Genomic DNA, 18,787 nt, shown 5'->3' on the forward strand with positions numbered 1-18,787 from the left:
TTGTCGGCGTTCGTCCGAACGCCGCCTGGACTGAGGATCAGCCATGCCGTTGACAACGAGTGCCCCGAACGGTCGCGCCACCGACGTCACCCGCCGCCCGAACGTCATGAAGGGCGCCCAGACCCCGCCCCGCGGTGGGCAGAAGCCCGCCGACACCGAGGCCAGCCGCCGCCAGGCCCGCTCCGTCGCCAAGCAGCAGCAGGCGGCCGAGCGCATCGCGTCGGCGACCGCGGAGATCTCGGCCCAGAACGCCGAGGCATCCGAGGCCTCCCGGCAGCTGAGCGAGTCGATGCAGCAGATCGCCGCCGGCGCCGAGGAGGCCTCGGGCGCCACCCAGCAGAGCCTGGCGGTGATGACCCAGGTCGAGGAGCGGGTCGCCCGTCAGCAGACCGTCACCCGGCGGGTCGCCGACCTCAGCCAGGCGCTGCAGACGCTGCTGGTGGAGACCCGGGTCGGCATCAGCAGCCTGCTGGCCAACGTCGACCGGGCCTCGTCGCGGCAGACGGAGTCCGTCGCGACCATCTCGGAGCTGGAGAAGCAGGCCGACGAGATCGGCGAGATCGTCAAGACCGTCGCGCACATCGCCGACCAGACCAACCTCCTCGCGCTCAACGCCGCCATCGAGGCCGCCCGTGCCCGGCAGCACGGCAAGGGCTTCGCCGTCGTCGCCGACGAGGTGCGCACCCTCGCCGAGACCAGCGAACGCAGCGCCCGGCAGATCCGCGACCTCATCGACGAGGTCCGCACCAGCGTCACCTCCATCGCCTCGGCGGTGCAGCAGTCGGCCGAGACCGCTCGCACCGAGGTCGAGAAGGGCAAGGAGATCACGGAGCAGCTGGAGGGCGTCCGTGACGACATGGCCAACATCATGACCGCCGCGACCGAGATGGCCTCCGCCGCCGTCCAGGCGCAGCGGGCCGCCGGCGACGCCAAGTCCCGCTCCGAGGAGATCGCCGCGGCCGCCGAGCAGCAGTCGGCGGCGTGCGAGGAGTCGCTGCAGACCGTGGGCCAGCAGAGCCAGGCGCTGCAGCAGAGCGAGCAGGCGGCCGAGGTCCTCGCCGAGATCGCCGAAGGGCTGCGCACCAGCACCGACATCAGCAAGAGCGCCGAGGAGGTCGCCTCGGCGGCTGAGGAGCTCTCCGCCGCCGTCGAGGAGATCAACCGCGCGGCGAACCAGATCAGCACGGCGATCAACGAGATCAGCGCCGGCGCCCGTACCGCGGCGGAGAAAGGCGCACAGACCGCCGAGGCGGTCACCCAGATCGAGCAGGGCGCCCAGCTGTCCGCGACCCGCGGTGCCGCGGCCGTCGAGCGGGCCGGCAACATGCTGACCCAGCTCGGGAGCAACAAGGAGTCGGTCGAGTCGATGATCGCGGCGATCGAGCAGGCCGCGAAGGACGGCATCGAGAACGTGCGCAAGGTCGCCGAGCTCGAGCAGATCTCCCGGCGCATCGACAAGATCGTCGACGCGATCGCCAACGTGTCGATCCAGACCAACATGCTCGCCGTCAACGGCTCCGTCGAGTCGGCCCGGGCCGGCGAGTTCGGCAAGGGCTTCGCCGTGGTGTCCACCGACATCCGCAACCTGGCCCGCGACTCCGCCGAGAACGCCGACCGCATCAAGGACCTCGTGAAGGCGGTCCAGGACCGCATCGTCGAGGTCCGCGCCGACCTCGACGAGACCAGCCGGCAGGCCCTCACCGAGGTGGAGACCGCCCGCGCCACCACCGCCCGGCTGGTGGAGATCGAGCGCGACATGCAGGAGGTCCGCTCCGGCAACGCGGAGGTCCGCGACTCCGCCGAGCAGATCGCCTCCGCCCTCGGCGAGGTCAAGACCGGCCTGGACCAGATCGCCTCGTCCGCGAACGAGGCCGAGCAGCTGGCCGGCCAGGCGTCCACCGCCGCCCGGGAGCAGGCCCAGGGCGCCGAGGAGCTCGCGGCCGCGGTCGAGGAGATCGCCGCGCTCGCCGACGAGCTGCAGAACGGCTGAGTCGGCGCATCGTGGAGGACAGAGACATGACGCTCGACGCGGACCCCGACGCGGGCACTGTCGACGACGACAGCGCTGACTACGTCACCTTCGACATGGCGGCCGAACGCTACGCGTTCCCGATGAGCCGCGTGCAAGAGATCATCCGGATGCCCAGCGTGGTGAAGGTGCCGCTCGGGCCGCCGAGCCTGGAGGGGCTGGCCAACCTCCGCGGCCGGGTGCTGCCGGTGGTGAGCCTGCGCCGCTGCTGCGACCTGGAGCAGACGGCGCACGACGAGACGACCCGCGTGGTCGTCGTGGACAGCGGCGTGCCGCTGGGGTTCGTGGTCGACCGGGTCGCCAGCGTGATCAGCGTCGACCCCGGCGCCGTCGAGCCGGCCGAGTCGGTCCAGGCGACCGTGAGCTCCGACGTCCTGGTCGGGGTCATCAAGAGCGACGACGGTGCCATGACGTCGATCCTCGACGTGGACGAGCTGATCGGCGCCCAGTTCGCCGGCGTCGCCGCCGCGGCGCGCGCCGGGTCGGACACCGCCTCGGCCACCGCCCGCGAGGACGGCCAGACGGCCGAGGACGACGGCGACGACACCCTGGAGCTGGTCAGCTTCGCGGTCGAGGGCCAGGAGTACGCGCTGCCCATCGACCAGGTGCAGGAGATCGTGCAGGCGCCGGACGCGGTCAGCCACGTGCCCAACGCGGCGTCGAAGGTGCTCGGCGTGATGGACCTGCGGGGGCGGCTGCTCCCGGTGGTCAGCATGCGCCGGGTGTTCGGGCTGCCGGCCGCCGAGCTGGAGCCGCAGAACCGCATCGTGGTGGTGTCGCTGGACGGCGGCGTCGTCGGCGTCGTCATGGACACCGTGCGGGAGGTCCTGCGGGTCCCGCACGAGCTCGTCGCGCCGCTGCCCGGCGTGGTCGCGGCCGGTGGGCGCGCCACCGAGGTCGAGTCGGTGTGCCGCCTCGAAGGGGGCAAGCGGCTGGTGTCCGTGCTCAGCGTCAACCGCATGTTCGACTCGCCGGAGGTCCGGCAGGAGCTGCAGCAGCGGCAGGACGGCGAGCTGTCACCGGAACAGACCGAGGAGCAGGACATGGCCGACGACGGGCGCGGCGACGAGGAGCTGTTCGTCGTCTTCCGGCTCGACGAGGAGGAGTACGCCGTCGACGTCGACGCGGTCCAGGAGATCATCCGCGTGCCGGAGACGCTGATCCACGTGCCGAAGACGTACAACTTCGTCGAAGGGCTCGTGAACCTCCGCGGCACCGTGCTGCCCGTCGTCGACCTGCGGACCAGGCTCGGCGTATCCCGGGCGGCCCGCGACGAACGGCAGCGCATCATCGTGCTGATCCTCGGCGGGCTGCGCACCGGCTTCATCGTCGACTCGGTCGCCGAGGTGGCGCGGGTCCCCCGGGCCGCGCTGGAGCCCGCCCCGGAGCTGTCGCCCGAGCAGGCGAAGGTCGTGTCCCGGGTGGCGAATCTGTATCAGCGGCAACGGATGCTGCTGCTCGTCCAGGTCGACCAGCTGCTCGGCGCGGCGGACACGGCGGCGCTGTCCGACGTCGTCGCCGAGCAGGACCTGGCCACCGTCTGAGGACCGGACCATGGCCGCCAAGACGGTGCTCGTCGTCGACGACTCGGCGCTCATGCGCAGGATGCTCAAGCAGATGCTCGTCGACGCCGGCGGGTTCGAGGTGCACACCGCACGCAACGGGGTCGACGCGCTCGAGCAGATCGAGCGCGTCGAACCCGACGTCGTGACCCTCGACATCAACATGCCGGAGATGGACGGCCTCACCTGCCTGGCCCACATCATGCGCGAACAGCCGCGGCCGGTCGTCATGGTCTCCTCGCTGACCGAGCACAACGCGCTGGTCACCCTGGAGGCGCTGGAGCTGGGTGCGGTCGACTACGTGCCCAAGCCGGGCGGCACCGTGTCGCTCAACGTCGCCGACGTCGAAGAGGAGCTCATCGGCAAGGTCCGGACCGCGGCGGCCGCCCGGCCCAGCCGGGCCCGCGGCCTCACCCGCCGGCTGCAGGCACAACGGGAACAGACGACGGCCGAGGCACCGCCGCCATCGCGGACCCGCACGGGACGCGTGGAGCTGATCCTGATCGGCTCCTCCACCGGCGGGCCGGCCCTGCTGTCGGAGCTGCTGCCGCAGCTCCCGGGCACGCTGGCGGCGCCGGTGGTCGTCGCCCAGCACATCCCGGCCAGCTTCACCGCACCGCTCGCCCGCCGGCTCGACGAGATCTGCCAGCTGCGGGTCCACGAGGTCACCCGGATCACCCCGGTCCGCCCGGGCAACATCTACATCGGCCGCGGCGACGCCGACGTCCTCGTGGCCCGGCGCACCGACGGCCTCGTCGTGAAGTCGGTGCCGGAGAGCGCGGACCACCGCTGGCACCCCAGCGTGGACCGGCTCGTCGCGTCGGCCCTGCGCTGCTGCGACCCCACCCGGCTCGTCTGCGCACTGCTCACCGGCATGGGCGACGACGGCGCCGAGCAGATGGCCGCGGTCCGGCAGGCCGGCGGGCGCACCATCGCCGAGGCCGAGGCGACCGCCGTGGTGTGGGGCATGCCCGGCGAACTGGCCCGCCGCGGCGGCGCCACCGAGGTCCTGCCCGCGCCGGCCATCGCCGGCCGCATCGCCGAGTGGGCCGCCTGACCGCCCCGAAGGGACAGCAACATGGGACTGGTACGACGCCAAGCCGCCGGAGACACCCAGGAAGTCGACCCCGGCACACTGCAGGACCGGCTCGCCGACCCCGACGCCGAGCAGCGCCGGCGGGCGGCGCTCGACCTCGACGGGCACGCCGAGGCCGTGCCCGCGCTGCTCGCCCGGGTGCCGGCGGAGACCGACCTCGCGGTGCGGGACGCGGTGCTGACCACCCTGGCCGCGATCGACCACGCCGACGTCGCCGCGGGCCTCGTGCCGCACCTGTCCAGCGACGACGCGGCGCTGCGCATCGCGGTCGCGGGCGCCCTCGCCACGATGCCCGCCTCCGTGCCGGCGCTGCTGCCAGCGCTGCTCGCCGACCCCGACCACGACGTGCGGATCATGACGGCGATGGTCCTCGCCGACCTGCCCCACCCCGGGACGGCCGACTGGCTCGCCGAGATCGTCGCGACCGACCAGCACGCCAACGTCGTCGCCGCAGCGATCGACGCGCTCCTGCCGATGGCCGGGCCGCAGCACGCCGCCGTGCTGCGGTCCGCCCGGGAGCGCTTCCCGAAAGACCCGTTCCTGCACTTCACGATCGACGCCGCCCTGCCTGCGCTGGCGGAGGTGGAGACATGACGAGTGCCGCAGCGCAGGACTTCCGGCTCAGCACCGCGGAGTTCGAACGGTTCCGGGAGTACTTCTACAAGCGGACCGGCATCCAGTTCACCGCGGGCAAGCGGTACTTCGTCGACAAGCGCATCGAGGCGTGCGTCCGCGCGTCGGGCCACCACAACTTCGCCGCCTGGTTCAGCTCGCTGCGCGTCGGCGACCGGCCCGAACTGCTGCAGGAGCTCACCAACCAGCTCACGGTCAACGAGACGTACTTCATGCGCGAGGACTACCAGTTCGACGCGCTGCTCGACCCGGTGCTGCCGCAGGTGCTCGCCGCCGCCACGCAGGCGGGCCGCCCGAACGGGCCGATCCGGATCCTGTCGCTGCCGTGCTCGACCGGCGAGGAGCCGTACTCGATCGCCATGCGGCTGCTGGAGGAGTGGCCGCCGATCGACCGCGTCGACGTCGAGATCCACGCCGCCGACATCGACAGCGACGTGCTGGACCGCGCACGGCACGGCAGCTACGGCGAGCGGTCCCTGCAACGGGTGCCGAAACCGTGGCTGGCCAAGTACTTCCACGCGGTCGGCGCCGGCCGGTTCCAGATCGACCAGGGCATCCGCGACGCCGTGACGTTCCACCGGATGAACGTCTGCGACACGCCCTCGATGCGCTCGTTCACCGACTTCGACATCGTCTTCTGCCGCAACGTGCTCATCTACTTCGACGAGCTGTCCAGCCGCCGGGCCGCCGAGAACCTCTTCGGCGCGATGCGGCCAGGCGGGTTCCTCTTCCTCGGCCACGCCGAGTCGATGAGCCGCATCTCACCGATCTTCACCCCGCACCGCCTGCCGCAGGGCATCGCATACCAGCGACCGATGGGAGCACGCCCATGAATGAGACCGCCGACGCCGCCCGCGTCCTGGTGGTCGACGACGCCGCCACGGTCCGGATGTACCACAGCCGGTTGCTGACCGACGCCGGCTTCCGCGTCGAGCAGGCGGCCAACGGCCTGGAGGCGGTCGAGTCCGCGATGGTCAGCCCCTTCGACCTGTTCGTCGTCGACGTCAACATGCCGAAGATGGACGGCTACGCGTGCGTCGAGGCGCTGCGTGGGGACACCGTCGCCACGTCCGCGCCCATCGTCATGATCAGCACCGAGGACAGCCCCGGCGACGCCGACCGCGCCTACCGGGCCGGCGCCAACCTGTACCTCGTCAAACCCGTCGACGCCGCCCGGCTGGTCCGGGTCGCCACCATGCTCTCCGGTGCGCCGCTGTGAATCCACTGCTCGCTCAGTTCCTCGCCGAGGCCGACGACCTGCTCTCCCAGGTCGGTGACGGCCTGCTGCAGCTGGAGCTCAGCCCCGACGACCCGAACCGCATCAACGACGTGTTCCGGGCCGCGCACACGCTGAAGGGCTCCTCCGGGCTCTTCGACTTCCCGGAGCTGACCAGCCTGACGCACGCCGCCGAGGACCTGCTCGACGCGGTCCGCGCCGGCCGGGTGCGGCTGGACCCGACGATGACCGACGCGCTGCTGTCCGCGTTCGACCTCATCCGCGGCTGGCTCGCCCACGTCACCGTCCACGAGCAGCTGCCCGGCACCGCGCACGCCGACGCCGCCGCGCTCGTCGTGGCCCTGCGGGCGCCGATCGGCGGGGGCACCGCCCCGGCCGCGGCGGCGGTGCGGCCGGCCGCCCTGGCGACGCACGCCCCGGCGTGGATCACCGCGCTCGGCGAGCCGGCCGTCGCCGGGCTCGTCGACTGGCTGCGGGTCACGTCGGCCACCATGCGCTTCGTGTGCTACCAGCCGGACGAGGGCTGCTTCTTCCGTGGCGAGGACCCGCTGCTGTTCATCCGGCAGATCCCGGCCCTGGAGCGCCTGGGGGTGCTGCGCCCCGACGCGTGGCCGGCCCCGGACGACTACGACGAGTACGCCTGCAGGCTCGGCTTCGTCGTGGCCACCCGCGCGTCGGTCGCCGAGATCGGGTACGTGCTGCGCTACGTCATCGAACAGGTGGAGATCGTCGAGCTGGACGCCACGGCGCTGGCCACCCCGCCCCCGCCGGACACCGACCTGCCCGCCGCGCCGCCGGCCGAGGGCGCCACCGACGCGCTGGGTGTCCTGGAGGCGGCCCGGGCCACGCTCGCCGGACCCGCCCCGGACGGCCCGCACCTGCGCTCGATCGGCCGGGTCGTGGCCGGCGCGGCCCGCAGTATCGGCGCCGTCGTCGACGTCGACGACGCCGGCGTGCCGGAGCTGGCCGGCATCGTCGACGGCCTCATCGGCCGGGTTCGTGCGGCCGGCCCTGCCGCCGCGGACGGCTCCCCCACGGCCGGCTCTCCCATGACCGGCGCCGCGGCCGACCGGCGCACCGGGCCGGCCGACCGGCGCGCCGCCGAGCCCGACCATGAGACCGGACAGGTCGGCACGCGGGTGCTCAAGGTCGACCAGGCCAAGGTGGACCGGCTCATGGAGCTCGTCGGCGAGCTCAACGTGGCCAAGAACGGCCTCACGTACCTCGCCGAGGCCGCCGAGGAGGAGTTCGGCAGCCGCGTCATGGGGCGGCGTATCAAGGACCAGTACGCCGGGCTGCACCGCATCGCCGAGGAGCTGCAGTCGGCCGTCATGGACGTGCGGATGCTCCCGCTGTCGGTGTCCTTCTCCCGGTTCCCGCGGCTCGTGCGCGACCTGAGCCGCCGGCTCGGCAAGCGCATCGAGCTGGTCACCGAGGGCGAGGACACGATGGCCGACAAGGACGTCATCGAGGCCCTCGCCGACCCGCTCGTGCACCTCGTGCGCAACAGCCTCGACCACGGCATCGAGACACCCGACGAGCGCACCACCGCCGGCAAGCCGCCGCAGGCGTCGATCACGCTGTCCGCGGTCGCCGACGGCGACGCCGTCGTGGTCGAGGTCACCGACGACGGCCGCGGCATCGACCCGGTCCGCGTCCGGCAGAAGGCGTACGAGCGTGGCCTCATCGGCGAGGAGCAGCTGGAGACGATGCCGGACGCCGACGCGGTCAACCTGATCTTCCAGCCCGGCTTCTCCACCGCCGAGCAGGTGTCGGACCTGTCCGGGCGGGGCGTCGGCATGGACGCCGTGCGGGCCAGCGTGGAGCGGCTCGGCGGCACGGTGACGATGCGCTCCGAGCGCGGGGCGGGCACCGTCACCCGGCTGCGGCTGCCGCTGTCGATGGCCGTCACGCAGGTCATGGTGATCAGCGTCGCCGGGCAGCGCTTCGGCGTCCCCGTCGACCTCGTCGTGGAGACCGTCCGGGTGCCCCGCGACGACGTCGGGCGGGTCCTGCACCAGGACGTCGTGGTCCTGCGCGACCAGGTCGTGCCCGTCGTCGACCTCGCCGCCGAGCTCGGCCTGCCCTGGACCCCCGACCCCGGCGCCGACCGGGCGATCCTCGTGGTCAGCGTCGGCGGCGGCAGCGTCGGCCTGCTCGTCGAGCGTTTCCACCGCGAGGTCGACGTCATCCTCAAACCGATGGAGGGCCTGCTCAGCAACGCCGGCCACTTCGTCGGCACCGCGCTGCTCGGCGACGGGCTCGTCCTGCTCGTGCTGAACCTGAAGGAGGTGCTCAGCCTTGGCGCTCGAGCTGCGTGAGCGCACCGCCGTGCTCAGCGAGGCGGTGACCGTGGAGGAGGTGGAGGAGCTCGTGGCCTGGCTGCGGCGTACCCCAGAGGCCCGGGTCGACCTGCGCAACTGCAACCATCTGCATACCGCCGCTTTCCAGGCGATCTTGGCGTTCGGGCCGAAGTTATCCGCGACGCCGGTCGACAGCTTCCTCACCACCCAGCTGCTGCCGGCGCTCGAACCGCCAAAGGCCGCTGAACACGAGGAGAACGACGATGACGACGGTGATGCTGGTTGACGACTCCGCCACCATGCTGATGAGCCTGAAGACCATCCTGACCAAGGCCGGATACTCCGTCGAGACGGCCGGGCACGGCCGGGAGGCGCTGGACAAGCTGAGCGCCGGGCTGCGCCCGAACCTCATCATCAGCGACGTGAACATGCCGCAGATGGACGGCATCTCCTTCACCCGCGAGGCCCGCAAGTCCGCGGGCATGCGCTTCACCCCGATCCTCATGCTCACCACCGAGTCCGAGCAGTCCAAGCGGACCGAGGCCAAGACCGCCGGCGCCACCGGCTGGCTGGTCAAGCCGGTCGCGCCCGACCAGCTCCTGGGCGTCATCAAGCAGGTCATGCCCAACGCGTGACGGCGGCCCGCCCATCGACTGCCGAAGGGAACACCACGTGACATCGCTCAGGGCGCGGCTCACCGCGAAACGGCCGGACGGATCCGCCGACAACGGCTCCGTCCGCGCCGTCGTCGGTGAGGCGATGGCGCCGCTACCGGCCTACTGCGACGTCATCAACGCCCACCTCGACGACGTCGTCGAGCACACCGCCGAGGCGGCCGAGTCCATCGTCGCGCGGCTCGTCCGGGTCGACGAGCTCGCCGAACAGACCGCCGGCAAGGTCTCCGGGCTGGCGGGTGCGCTCGAGCACACCCGCCGGCAGGTCGGCGAGGCGGCCGAGGCCAACGCGCAGCTGGTCGACCGGCTCGTGCGGTACTTCATCGCCCGCGACCGCCAGGTCCGTGCCCTCGTCGAGCAGATCCGCGACATGCGCAGTCACGTAGCGGCCATCGAGGAGGTCAGCCGGGCCACGAACATCCTCGCCCTCAACGCCATGATCGAGGCCGTCCGCGCCGGCGAGTCCGGCCCCGGCTTCGCCGTCGTCGCGGGCGAGGTCCGCAAGCTCGCCGAGCGCTCCGCCGACGCGGCCGGTGGCATCGGCGCCAGCATCGCCGACCTCACCGCCCGCCTCGACGCCGTCCTGCAGGACGACACCGGCTTCGACCGGGTCGCCGACCAGGCCACCGACACCGTCGGCGCCGACACCGCCATCACCCGCCGCCTCGCCGGCATCGCCGACGCGCAGCGGGGCGTCGCCGGCATGATCGAGCAGGCCCTCAACGACACCGTCCAGGCCGCCGAGGACGTCCGGTACAGCTCCGACGCCCTCACCGCCGAGACCACCGGCGCCGTCGGGCACGTGCAGTTCCAGGACATCAGCCGCCAGATGATCGAGCACGTCACCGAGGCCGTGGTCGACGTGCGCCGCGCCGCCGACGACATGCGCCGCTACGCCAACGAGGAGCTTCCCGCCGACGAGCTCCTGCGCCGCGTCCTCGACGTCGAGGACCTCCAGCGCCGCCACGTCATGGCCCAGCAACGCACCACCCACGGCGCCACCGTCGGCACGGCCGCCACCACCAACACTCCGGCGACGGCTGCGATCGAACTGTTCTGAGCCCCGGCCCGCGCCCACCCCGATCTCGCGGCGTCCTATGGTGCGCCCATGCGGCGGACGACGACGCCGAGGAGGCGGTCGGTGGTGAAGTAGCCGGAGCGGCGGGAGTCGTGGGACAGCGCGAGGTTGTCGCCGAGGAGCACGACGCGGCCGGCGGGCACGTGGCTGCCCGGCGCGGCGCGGAGCGCGGCCACCGTGTCGCGCGGGATCGGGTCGTCCGGCTGGCGGCCACCCGCTTGACGATCCACGCCGGTCGCTGGGGCGCGGGCGGAGGTGGGGGCGATGCCTCGAACACCACCACCTGGCCGGTACGCAGCGCTTCGGGGGCGATCCTGCGCACCAGGAGCCGCCCGCCCGACCGGTACGTGGGCAGCACGCTCGGGCCGTCGACGGTGACCGTCAGGTACCGCCGGCGCAGCCACCACATGGCGACGACGGCGGCCGGCACCGCCACGGTGAGCGGGATCCACATCATCCGGTCACCACCGCGGCCGTCACGTCGCCGTCGCGGTAGCCGGCGGCCTGGCGGGCGAAGAGCCGCGCGTACCCACCGCCCGCGGCGACCAGGTCGGCGTGGGTGCCCTCCTCGGCCATGACGCCGTCGGCCAGCACCACGATCCGGTCGGCGTCGCGGACCGCGCCGAGCCGGTGCGACACGACCAGGCTGGTCCGCCCGGCCCGCAGGGTACGCAGGTGGGTGTGCACCTGGTGCTCCGCCTCGGGGTCCAGCCCCGCGCTCGGCTCGTCCAGGATCAGCAGGTCCCGGTCGCGGCGCAGGAACGCCCGCGCCAGCGCCACCCGCTGCCACTGGCCGCCGGACAGCACGGAATGGTCAGGTTCAGCCCGCGTAGCACCCACGGATGGTCGGGGCTGTAGCGGAACCAAACGTCGCGCAGCTCGATCCCCCGGCGCAGCCGTGGCAGCGGGCGGGGCGATGCAGGCACCGGCAGGTCGGGCTCGGCGGTGACCACCGCGACGTAGTGGTGGAACATCAGCAGGTGTTCGTAGGCCATCACCCCGGCCGAGACGACCGTACCCAGGGACGCCTGCACACCGGCCATCGCGGCCACGATTGTTGGCATCCGGCCAGCACGAGTGTTAGATAGACATCGCTGAGTCAGGCATTGACGCCGGGCGCTGCCAACGGGGGCGGTGGCATGGAGATTCGGTTGCTCGGGCCGGTGGAACTGCGGCTGGACCACCACGTGGTGTACGCCGGGCCACCGCAGCAGCGACCCGTCCTGGCGGTGCTGGCCGCCGACGCCGGCCGCCCGGTCACCCTCGAGCTGCTCATCTGCCGGGTGGCCCTGGACTGGTTCCCGGTCCGGCGACCGGTTCAACGAGACCAAGGTGCTCACCCACCTCGGCGACACGCATCTGGCGTCCGGCCGGCCGGACGCCGCGCAGGCCGCGTGGCGGGTCGCCGGGCAGATCCTCGCCGACCTCGGCGACGCCGACGCGGAGCAGGTGCGCGCCCGGCTCACCACCGTGACCGGCGTGGCCGGTTGACCACCGCACTGGAAGGTATCGGACGATGTCGTATCTCGCGTTGGGGTTGCTGGCGGTGCTGTGGTGCGTGTTCGCCGCCTCCGCCTGGAGCAAGCTCCGCAGCCGCGCCGCTCAGCAGGCGTTCGCGGAGTCGCTGCGCCCCGTGCCGTTCGTCCCGGCCGGCCACGTGAGCGCCGTGGCCACGGTGGCCACGGTGGCCGAGGCCGGCCTGATGGTGGGCCTCGGCGCGGCCGTGGTGGTGCTGGTCGGTGGGTGGCCGGCGGCGCGGCCCCTCGTCATGGTGGTGCTCGCCCTGACCGGCGTCCTGCTGGCCGTGCTCACCACCGGCGTGGCGCTCGTCGTCCGCCGGGGCACCGGCGCCCGCTGCGCCTGCTTCGGCGCGGCCGAGCGCCCGCTGAGCGCCCGCCATCTGGTCCGCAACGGGCTGCTGCTGGCGGCGGCCGGCGTCGCGGCGGCCGGCGTCGCCGTGGCCCGGACGCAGCACCTCGATCCGGCCGGCACGGCGGTGGCGCTCACGGCGGGTGCCGTCTGCGGCCTGCTGGTGATCCGCCTGGACGACCTCGTGGACCTGTTCGCGCCGGCCCCGGTACGCCGCCCGTCCGTGCGGACCGGTCAAGACCGGCGCGGCTGAGCCCCGCCGCGCCTCCTACCTGCAGCTGCCCGTCCAGGCGCGGTAGCCCGCTTGCCGGGACCGTGTCTCACGGGTGAAGCTGACCGCGACGGCGAACCTCGACCAACGGTGGTGGGGCATGATGAGCGGTGAAGCGACCCGGACGGCCTTCGGACCTGCCCGCTGTGCGAGGCCGTGTGCGGGCTGGAGCTCACCGTCGCCGGCGACCGGATCGTGGCGGCGCGCGGCGACCGGAAGCACGTGCTCAGCGCCGGGTTCGTGTGCCCGAAGGGCGCCACGTTCGGGCAGCTGGTCCACGACCCGGACCGGCTGCGCCGCCCGCTGCTGCGCGGCGCCGACGGCCGGCATCACGAGGTGAGCTGGGACGAGGCGTTCGTCGCGGCCGCGGCCGGGCTGGCCAAGGTGCGGGCGCGGCACGGGGCGGACGCGGTCGCGGTGTACCTCGGCAACCCCAACGTCCACACCATGGCCGGGCCGCTCTACGGCGGGCCGCTCGTCAAGGCCTTCGCCAGCCGCAACGTCTACTCCGCCAGCACCGTCGACCAGATGCCGAAGCACGTCTCGTGCGGCTACCTGTACGGCAACCCCGACGCCATCCCGGTGCCCGACGTCGACCGGACCGACCTGCTCGTCCTCATCGGCGCGAACCCTCTGGAGTCCAACGGCAGCCTGTGCACGGCGCCCGACTTCCCCGGGCGGCTCGCCGCCGTCCAGGCCCGCGGCGGGCGGATCGTCGTCGTGGACCCGCGGCGGACCCGGACCGCGGCCGTCGCCGACGAGCACGTGTTCATCCGGCCCGGCGGTGACGCGCTGCTGCTGTTCGCGCTCGTGCACACCCTGTTCGACGAGGACCTCGTCGCGCTCGGCCACCTCGAGGGGCACGTCCGCGACGTGGAGCGGGTCGCGGTCCTCGCGAAGGACTTCGCGCCCGAGACCGTCGCCGCCGCGTGCGGGGTGCCGGCCGCGGACATCCGCCGGCTCGCCCGCGACCTCGCCGCCGCGCCGTCCGCCGCCGTGTACGGGCGGATCGGCACCTGCACGGTCGAGTTCGGCACCCTGACCAGCTGGCTCGTCGACGTCGTGAACGTGCTCACCGGCAACCTCGACCGGCCCGGCGGCGTCATGTTCCCGCTCGCGCCGCACGCGCGGAAGGCCGCGGCACCGGGCGGCAAGGGCTTCCGGGTCGGCCGGTGGACCAGCCGGGTCCGCGGCCTGCCGGAGGTCAAGGGCGAGCTGCCGGTCGCGACCCTCGCCGACGAGATCACCACCCCCGGCGACGGGCAGGTGCGGGCGCTCGTCACCGTCGCCGGCAACCCGGTGCTGTCCACGCCCAACAGCGGGCAGCTCGACGCGGCGCTCGGCGGGCTCGAGTTCATGGTGAGCGTCGACCCGTACCTCAACGAGACCACCCGGCACGCCGACGTGATCCTGCCGCCGACCGACCCCGCCCGGGTCGGCCACTACGACTTCGCGTTCCTGACCCTCGTCGTGCGCAACACGGCCGCGTACTCACCGCCCGTGCTGCCGAAGGATCCCGGCGGCATGGACGAGGCCGACATCCTCGCCCGCCTCGCCGGGGTGGAGCACGAGCGCCTGCTTCTGCAGCTGCTGCAGCGTGCCGTCGACGACCCCGGCTCACCGGTCCACGGCCGGGACGTCGCCGAGCTGCGGGGCCTCGTCGGCGGCGACGGACCCGCGGAGCGGCTGCTCGACGTGCGGCTGCGGCTCAGCTCGTACGGTGAAGGCTTCGGCGCCGACCCGGACGGGCTGACGCTGCGGAAGCTCCTCGACCACCCGCACGGCGTCGACCTGGGCCCGTTGCGGCCGCGGGTGCCGGAGGTGCTGCGGACCCCGAGCGGGCAGGTCGAGCTGTGCCCCGCGCCGATCGCCGAGGACGTCGACCGGCTGCGGGCGGCCCTCGACCGGCCGAGCGACGGGCTCGTCCTCGTCGGCCGGCGGCACCTGCGGTCCAACAACAGCTGGATGCACAACGTGCCGGCGCTGATGAAGGGCAAGGACCGGTGCACGCTGCAGGTCCACCCGCACGACGCGGCCACGCTGCGCCTCGCCGACGGCGGCAGGGCCACGGTCGCCTCCCGCGTCGGCACGGTCACCGTCGCCGTCGAGATCACCGACACGGTCATGCCGGGCGTGGTGAGCCTGCCGCACGGGTGGGGGCACGGCGTGCCGGGCACGCGAGCCTCGGTCGCCGCCGCCACACCCGGGGTCAACAGCAACATCCTCACCGACGACCATGCCATCGACCCGCTGTCGGGCAACAGCGTCCTCAACGGCATCCCGGTGACCGTCTCCCCCGCCGCCTGAACGCCCCGCCACGACCACGTCACGGGCCGCAGGCGGTCCGGCGCAGGAGGTACTGCCGTTCGGGTTCGGTGCGCACCAGCCGCAGCGACTCGTCCCAGGCCGCACGGGCCTCGCCGGGCCGGCCGAGACGCTGCAGCAGCTCCGCCCGCACGGCCGGGACGAGGTGATGGCCGGGCAGCCGCTCGGCCGCCTCGTCGGTCAGCGCCAGCGCCAGCGCGGGGTCGCCCGCCTCCGCGACCGCGACGGCCCGGTTGAGCCGCACGACCGGCGAGCCGGTGCGCGCCTCCAGCCGCTCGTACAGCCCGGCGATCCGCGCCCAGTCGGTGCCCTCCGCTGTGGCCGCCCTCGCGTGCTCGGCGGCGATGAGCGCCTCCAGCGCGTACCGGCCGGAGCCCTCGTCGTCGCGGACGAACGCCAGCAGCTCGAAGCCGTGCCGCAGCTCGGTCCGGTGCCAGCGGGACCGGTCCTGCTCGGACAGGCGGACCAGCTGCCCGTCACCGTCGACGCGGGCGTCGCGGCGGGCGTGCTGCAGCACCATCAGCGCCAGCAACGCGACCGGCTCCGGCTCGTCCGGCAGCAGGACGCCCAGCTCGTAGCCAAGCCGGATCGCCTCCTGCGCCAGCCGCGGCCGCAGCAGCTCCGGACCGCCGGTGGCCCGGTAACCCTCGCTGAACAGCAGGTACACCGCCGTCAGCAGCCCGTCGAGGCGGCCGGCGAGGTCGGCCGGCGCCGGTGCCCGCAGCGGGATGCCGGCCTGCGCGATCTTCTTCTTCGCCCGGGTCAGGCGCGCCGCCATCGTCGGCTCCGGCACCAGACACAGCCGCGCGATCTCGGCCGTGGTCAGGCCCGCCCCGAAGCGCAGCATCAGCGCGGTCCGCGCGTCGGGCGCCAGCGCCGGATGGCAGCACGCGAACAGCAGCCGCAGCCGCTCGTCGCCGACCCCGTCCCCGTCCCCGGCGCCGGCATCGGTGCCGGGCGCGTCGACGACCAGCAGCGGCAGCCGGTCCCGGTCCGCCTCCTCCCGCCGCACCCGGTCGAGCGCCCGCCGCCACGCCGCAGTCATCAACCAGCCCGGCGGGTTCGCCGGCACGCCGTCACGATCCCAGCGCTCGACCGCGGCCGCGAACGCGTCCTGCAGGCTCTCCTCGGCGAGGTCGAACCGTCGCAGCCGGGTGACGAGCAGCGCGAGCAGGCGCGGCCAGTGCTCCCGGTACGCCTGCTCGACCGCTCCGCTCAGCTGGACTCCTTCGGGCCCGGCACCATCGGCCGCACCTCGACCACCCCGGACGGCAGCTCCCGGGCCAGCGCCAGCGCCTCGTCCAGATCGGCCGCCTCGATCAGGTAGAACCCGGCCAGCTGCTCCGCCGTCTCCGCGAACGGCCCGTCGGTGACGCTGACCGCCGCGCCGTCACGCCGCAGCGTTGTCGCCGCCCCGGTCGGCGCCAGCTCCGCCCCGCCGACCAGCGCGCCACGCTCGACGAGCAGCTTCATGAACCGCTCGTGCCTGGCGTAGATCTCGCGCCGGGCGGCCTCGTCCGCCTCCTGCCACACCCGTTCATCACCGTAGAGCAACAGCGCGTACTGCATGTCTCCTCCTTCGTCCGATGCCACCATGACGCGGTCACCGGCCCGAAATCGACAACCGGCCCGGAAAACATCGCGCGGCCGGTCCGGTTGCACGCCGGCTGCACGCGTGGGCGGACAAGGTGACGGCGTGTTCGCAACTATTCCAGCGGCGCCGCGCGGCCGCCCTGATCCTGTCGTGCCTGCTGCCGCTGGCCGCCCTGACCGCCTGCGACGACGGCGACGCACCGCCGCCGGCCGGCGGGGCAACGGCCACACCGTCGCAGGTCGGCGGAGTCGCAGCCAGACCGCCGGCAGCGGGCGAGGCCCCGTCGACACCGCCGGTCACAGAGCTCGTGACGGCGCTCGGCCGTCTCGCGGACACCGAGAACTTCCGCACGAGCATCCATTTCGCGGATGAGGCGGTCCTGGCGCAGCACGCGGGCAGCACCGGTGACAAACCCGTGAACTGGCGTGACCTCGCCGGCCGTGGCAGCTACCGGCTTCGCGCCGTGGCCGCCACACTGCCGGTCTACGACGTCCGGCCCGGCCGCAGCGACTACATCGTGACCGCCGGCGTCCCTTTGGGCGACGTGACGCTCGTCGCCGGCGGGCAGGACCAGGCCGCGGTGACCGGCACCCTCGTCGCGGCGGGCTGGCGCGCCGGCGACGGCACGCTGGTCGCCCCGCCGGAGACGAAAGCCAGCCGCGGGAGCTGCAGTACCTGATCCTTGCCTTGCCACGGGTGCACGGCGAGGGCGGTGACCTGCTCGTCGCGGCGGGGCGCTGGCTGAGCGCTTCCGCGACGTCACGGTCTCCGCGCTCGGCGGTGAGCAGCACCTGGTCCGCGCGACGTCGGACTCGAACGATCCCGGCGACATGTTCGAGCTGCACATCGAAGGTCAGGTGCCGGGGATGCGGCGCGGCTGACCGGCCCCGACGGCGGCATGCCGGTTGCACGTCCGCTGCACGCGCCGGGCGGCACAGTGCCGGTATGTTCGCACTTTTCTGGCGCCGGATACCCGCGCTGCTCCTGTCCTGCGCGGTCCTGCTCGGCACCGTGTCCGCCTGCAATCACCGTGAGGCGGCGCCGGGCGCGGACGGCGGCACCGAGACCGTCGAAGCGCCGGGTGCGGACGGCGGCGACACCGAGCTCGTCAAGGCGCTGAGCCGGCTCGCCGACACCGAGGACTTCCGCAAGAACATCCTCTTCGCTGACGAGGCGGTCGCGCTGCGGTTCCCACGCGTGACCAGCGACCGGGCGGTGAACTGGCGCACGCTCATCGGTCGCGGCAGCGCCCGCCTCAGGCCGGAGACCAAGATCCTGCCCGACTACGGCATCCGGCTGGACAACAGCGAATACGTCGTGACCGCCGGGACCCCGCTGCGCGACGTGACGCTCGTCGCCGGCGGGCAGGACCCGGCCGCGGTCACCGGCAAGCTGCTCGCGGCGGGCTGGCGGGCCGAAGACGGTGACCTCGTCGCCCCGCCGATCTTCACCGACGATTGGCACATGCGGTTCCTCAGCATCGCCCTGCCGCTCGTGCACGGCGAGGGCGTCGATCTGTTCGTCGGTGGCGACGACGCGAACTGGGACGACGCCCGGGTCGCTCCGGAGCGCTCGCTCGCGGCGAACCCGACGATCCGCGCGCTGGCCGACTGCCTCGGCGACGCAATCGCCGCGTACTTCCGGACCCGCACGCACGACGATCGGACTTTCGTGATCGCCGCCGGTGTGCAGCGGAAGGGTGCCGGCTCCGGCAAACCGGCCAAGGTCGTCGTGTGCTCGTCGTGGAGCACGGCCGAGGACATGGACCGCTCCGTCGCCGAGCAGCGGCAGCAGTACGCGCAGGGCCGGCCGGCCGAAGTGTTCCGCGACGTCATGGTCACCGCGGTCGGCGGTGAGCGGCACCTGGTCCGTGTGACGGCGGACTCCCGCGAACCCGACGCGATCCTCGCCATGGTCGACGACGCCAACGCACCCGGCATGCATCACAGCTGACCGCCGGTCCGCCCATCCGGTAGGAACGCTCCCATTGATATAGCGATCAAGATCGACCACCCTGCCTATCGGTATCCCCCCGATGGAAGAATGCATCGAGTACGCGCACGAGGAGGACGAAGAGCGCGGCGGAGCCCTGGCCGAGCGCTTCCGCGACGTCGGA

Annotated in this window: 20 protein-coding genes; 15 read left to right on the plus strand and 5 right to left on the minus strand. The window is 73.3% G+C overall.

The annotated features are described in order from the left end of the window. Positions 1-43 precede the first annotated feature (43 nt). The 10 genes from ACFY3L_RS15215 to ACFY3L_RS15260 are packed head-to-tail and all read left to right on the plus strand — an operon-like array spanning position 44 to position 10,594. On the plus strand, positions 44-1,990 hold the full coding sequence (locus ACFY3L_RS15215) for a methyl-accepting chemotaxis protein (RefSeq protein ID WP_389323071.1): 1,947 nt from the start codon (positions 44-46) through the stop codon (positions 1,988-1,990). 26 nt (positions 1,991-2,016) lie between these two features. Continuing rightward, on the plus strand, positions 2,017-3,573 hold the full coding sequence (locus tag ACFY3L_RS15220; protein ID WP_389323073.1) for a chemotaxis protein CheW: 1,557 nt from the start codon (positions 2,017-2,019) through the stop codon (positions 3,571-3,573). Positions 3,574-3,583: 10 nt separating this feature from the next. Then, positions 3,584-4,648 carry a chemotaxis-specific protein-glutamate methyltransferase CheB gene (gene cheB, locus ACFY3L_RS15225; protein WP_389323075.1) on the plus strand — a complete coding sequence of 355 codons (1,065 nt, stop codon included), beginning with the start codon at positions 3,584-3,586 and terminating at the stop codon, positions 4,646-4,648. A gap of 21 nt (positions 4,649-4,669) precedes the next feature. Further along, positions 4,670-5,281, plus strand: a complete 612-nt coding sequence (locus ACFY3L_RS15230; protein WP_389323077.1) for a HEAT repeat domain-containing protein — start codon at positions 4,670-4,672, stop codon at positions 5,279-5,281. Next, positions 5,278-6,153 carry a CheR family methyltransferase gene (locus ACFY3L_RS15235; protein ID WP_389323079.1) on the plus strand — a complete coding sequence of 292 codons (876 nt, stop codon included), beginning with the start codon at positions 5,278-5,280 and terminating at the stop codon, positions 6,151-6,153. The genes ACFY3L_RS15230 and ACFY3L_RS15235 overlap by 4 nt, the downstream gene beginning before the upstream one ends. Further along, a complete protein-coding gene (locus tag ACFY3L_RS15240) occupies positions 6,150-6,539 on the plus strand; it encodes a response regulator (RefSeq protein ID WP_389323081.1) in 390 nt (129 codons plus the stop codon). The genes ACFY3L_RS15235 and ACFY3L_RS15240 overlap by 4 nt, the downstream gene beginning before the upstream one ends. Continuing rightward, a complete protein-coding gene (locus ACFY3L_RS15245; RefSeq protein WP_389323083.1) occupies positions 6,536-8,878 on the plus strand; it encodes a chemotaxis protein CheA in 2,343 nt (780 codons plus the stop codon). The genes ACFY3L_RS15240 and ACFY3L_RS15245 overlap by 4 nt, the downstream gene beginning before the upstream one ends. Continuing rightward, on the plus strand, positions 8,859-9,146 hold the full coding sequence (locus ACFY3L_RS15250; RefSeq protein WP_389323085.1) for a hypothetical protein: 288 nt from the start codon (positions 8,859-8,861) through the stop codon (positions 9,144-9,146). Before ACFY3L_RS15245 ends, ACFY3L_RS15250 begins: the two co-directional genes overlap by 20 nt. Further along, complete coding sequence (locus tag ACFY3L_RS15255) at positions 9,124-9,495, plus strand: response regulator (RefSeq protein WP_389323087.1); 372 nt, start codon at positions 9,124-9,126, stop codon at positions 9,493-9,495. Before ACFY3L_RS15250 ends, ACFY3L_RS15255 begins: the two co-directional genes overlap by 23 nt. Positions 9,496-9,532: 37 nt before the next feature. Next, positions 9,533-10,594 (plus strand): methyl-accepting chemotaxis protein, encoded by a 1,062-nt coding sequence (locus tag ACFY3L_RS15260; protein WP_389323089.1) that lies wholly within the window; start codon positions 9,533-9,535, stop codon positions 10,592-10,594. A 35-nt stretch (positions 10,595-10,629) separates the two neighbouring features. Here ACFY3L_RS15260 and ACFY3L_RS15265 read toward each other — a convergent pair whose 3' ends face one another. The 3 genes from ACFY3L_RS15265 to ACFY3L_RS15275 all read right to left on the minus strand — a co-directional run bounded on the left by ACFY3L_RS15265 (position 10,630) and on the right by ACFY3L_RS15275 (position 11,655). Continuing rightward, positions 10,630-10,842, minus strand: a complete 213-nt coding sequence (locus tag ACFY3L_RS15265; RefSeq protein WP_389323091.1) for a S26 family signal peptidase — start codon at positions 10,840-10,842, stop codon at positions 10,630-10,632. Between the two features lie 223 nt (positions 10,843-11,065). After that, on the minus strand, positions 11,066-11,392 hold the full coding sequence (locus tag ACFY3L_RS15270) for a hypothetical protein (RefSeq protein ID WP_389323093.1): 327 nt from the start codon (positions 11,390-11,392) through the stop codon (positions 11,066-11,068). Continuing rightward, positions 11,347-11,655 carry a hypothetical protein gene (locus ACFY3L_RS15275; RefSeq protein WP_389323095.1) on the minus strand — a complete coding sequence of 103 codons (309 nt, stop codon included), beginning with the start codon at positions 11,653-11,655 and terminating at the stop codon, positions 11,347-11,349. Before ACFY3L_RS15275 ends, ACFY3L_RS15270 begins: the two co-directional genes overlap by 46 nt. A gap of 289 nt (positions 11,656-11,944) precedes the next feature. Here ACFY3L_RS15275 and ACFY3L_RS15280 point away from each other — a divergent pair, with 289 nt between their 5' ends. The 3 genes from ACFY3L_RS15280 to ACFY3L_RS15290 all read left to right on the plus strand — a co-directional run bounded on the left by ACFY3L_RS15280 (position 11,945) and on the right by ACFY3L_RS15290 (position 15,059). Next, positions 11,945-12,103 (plus strand): hypothetical protein, encoded by a 159-nt coding sequence (locus ACFY3L_RS15280; protein ID WP_389323097.1) that lies wholly within the window; start codon positions 11,945-11,947, stop codon positions 12,101-12,103. A gap of 25 nt (positions 12,104-12,128) precedes the next feature. Further along, the gene (locus ACFY3L_RS15285) at positions 12,129-12,734 is read left to right on the plus strand and encodes a MauE/DoxX family redox-associated membrane protein (protein ID WP_389323099.1); all 606 of its coding nucleotides are present in this window, start codon (positions 12,129-12,131) and stop codon (positions 12,732-12,734) included. Positions 12,735-12,896: 162 nt separating this feature from the next. Further along, on the plus strand, positions 12,897-15,059 hold the full coding sequence (locus tag ACFY3L_RS15290; RefSeq protein ID WP_389324558.1) for a molybdopterin-dependent oxidoreductase: 2,163 nt from the start codon (positions 12,897-12,899) through the stop codon (positions 15,057-15,059). Between the two features lie 19 nt (positions 15,060-15,078). Here ACFY3L_RS15290 and ACFY3L_RS15295 read toward each other — a convergent pair whose 3' ends face one another. Further along, complete coding sequence (locus tag ACFY3L_RS15295; RefSeq protein ID WP_389324561.1) at positions 15,079-16,296, minus strand: RNA polymerase sigma factor; 1,218 nt, start codon at positions 16,294-16,296, stop codon at positions 15,079-15,081. Further along, positions 16,293-16,646: a YciI family protein gene (locus tag ACFY3L_RS15300; protein WP_389323101.1), complete on the minus strand. Its 354-nt coding sequence runs from the start codon at positions 16,644-16,646 to the stop codon at positions 16,293-16,295. Before ACFY3L_RS15300 ends, ACFY3L_RS15295 begins: the two co-directional genes overlap by 4 nt. Before the next feature lie 119 nt (positions 16,647-16,765). On the opposite strand from ACFY3L_RS15300, the gene ACFY3L_RS15305 reads away from it, so the two are divergent. Then, complete coding sequence (locus ACFY3L_RS15305) at positions 16,766-17,350, plus strand: hypothetical protein (protein WP_389323103.1); 585 nt, start codon at positions 16,766-16,768, stop codon at positions 17,348-17,350. Positions 17,351-17,616: 266 nt separating this feature from the next. Continuing rightward, a complete protein-coding gene (locus ACFY3L_RS15310) occupies positions 17,617-18,624 on the plus strand; it encodes a hypothetical protein (protein ID WP_389323105.1) in 1,008 nt (335 codons plus the stop codon). The last annotated feature ends 163 nt before the right edge of the window (positions 18,625-18,787 follow it).

This window comes from Dactylosporangium sp. NPDC000521, assembly GCF_042898305.1.
In the GTDB taxonomy this organism is placed as follows: domain Bacteria; phylum Actinomycetota; class Actinomycetes; order Mycobacteriales; family Micromonosporaceae; genus Dactylosporangium.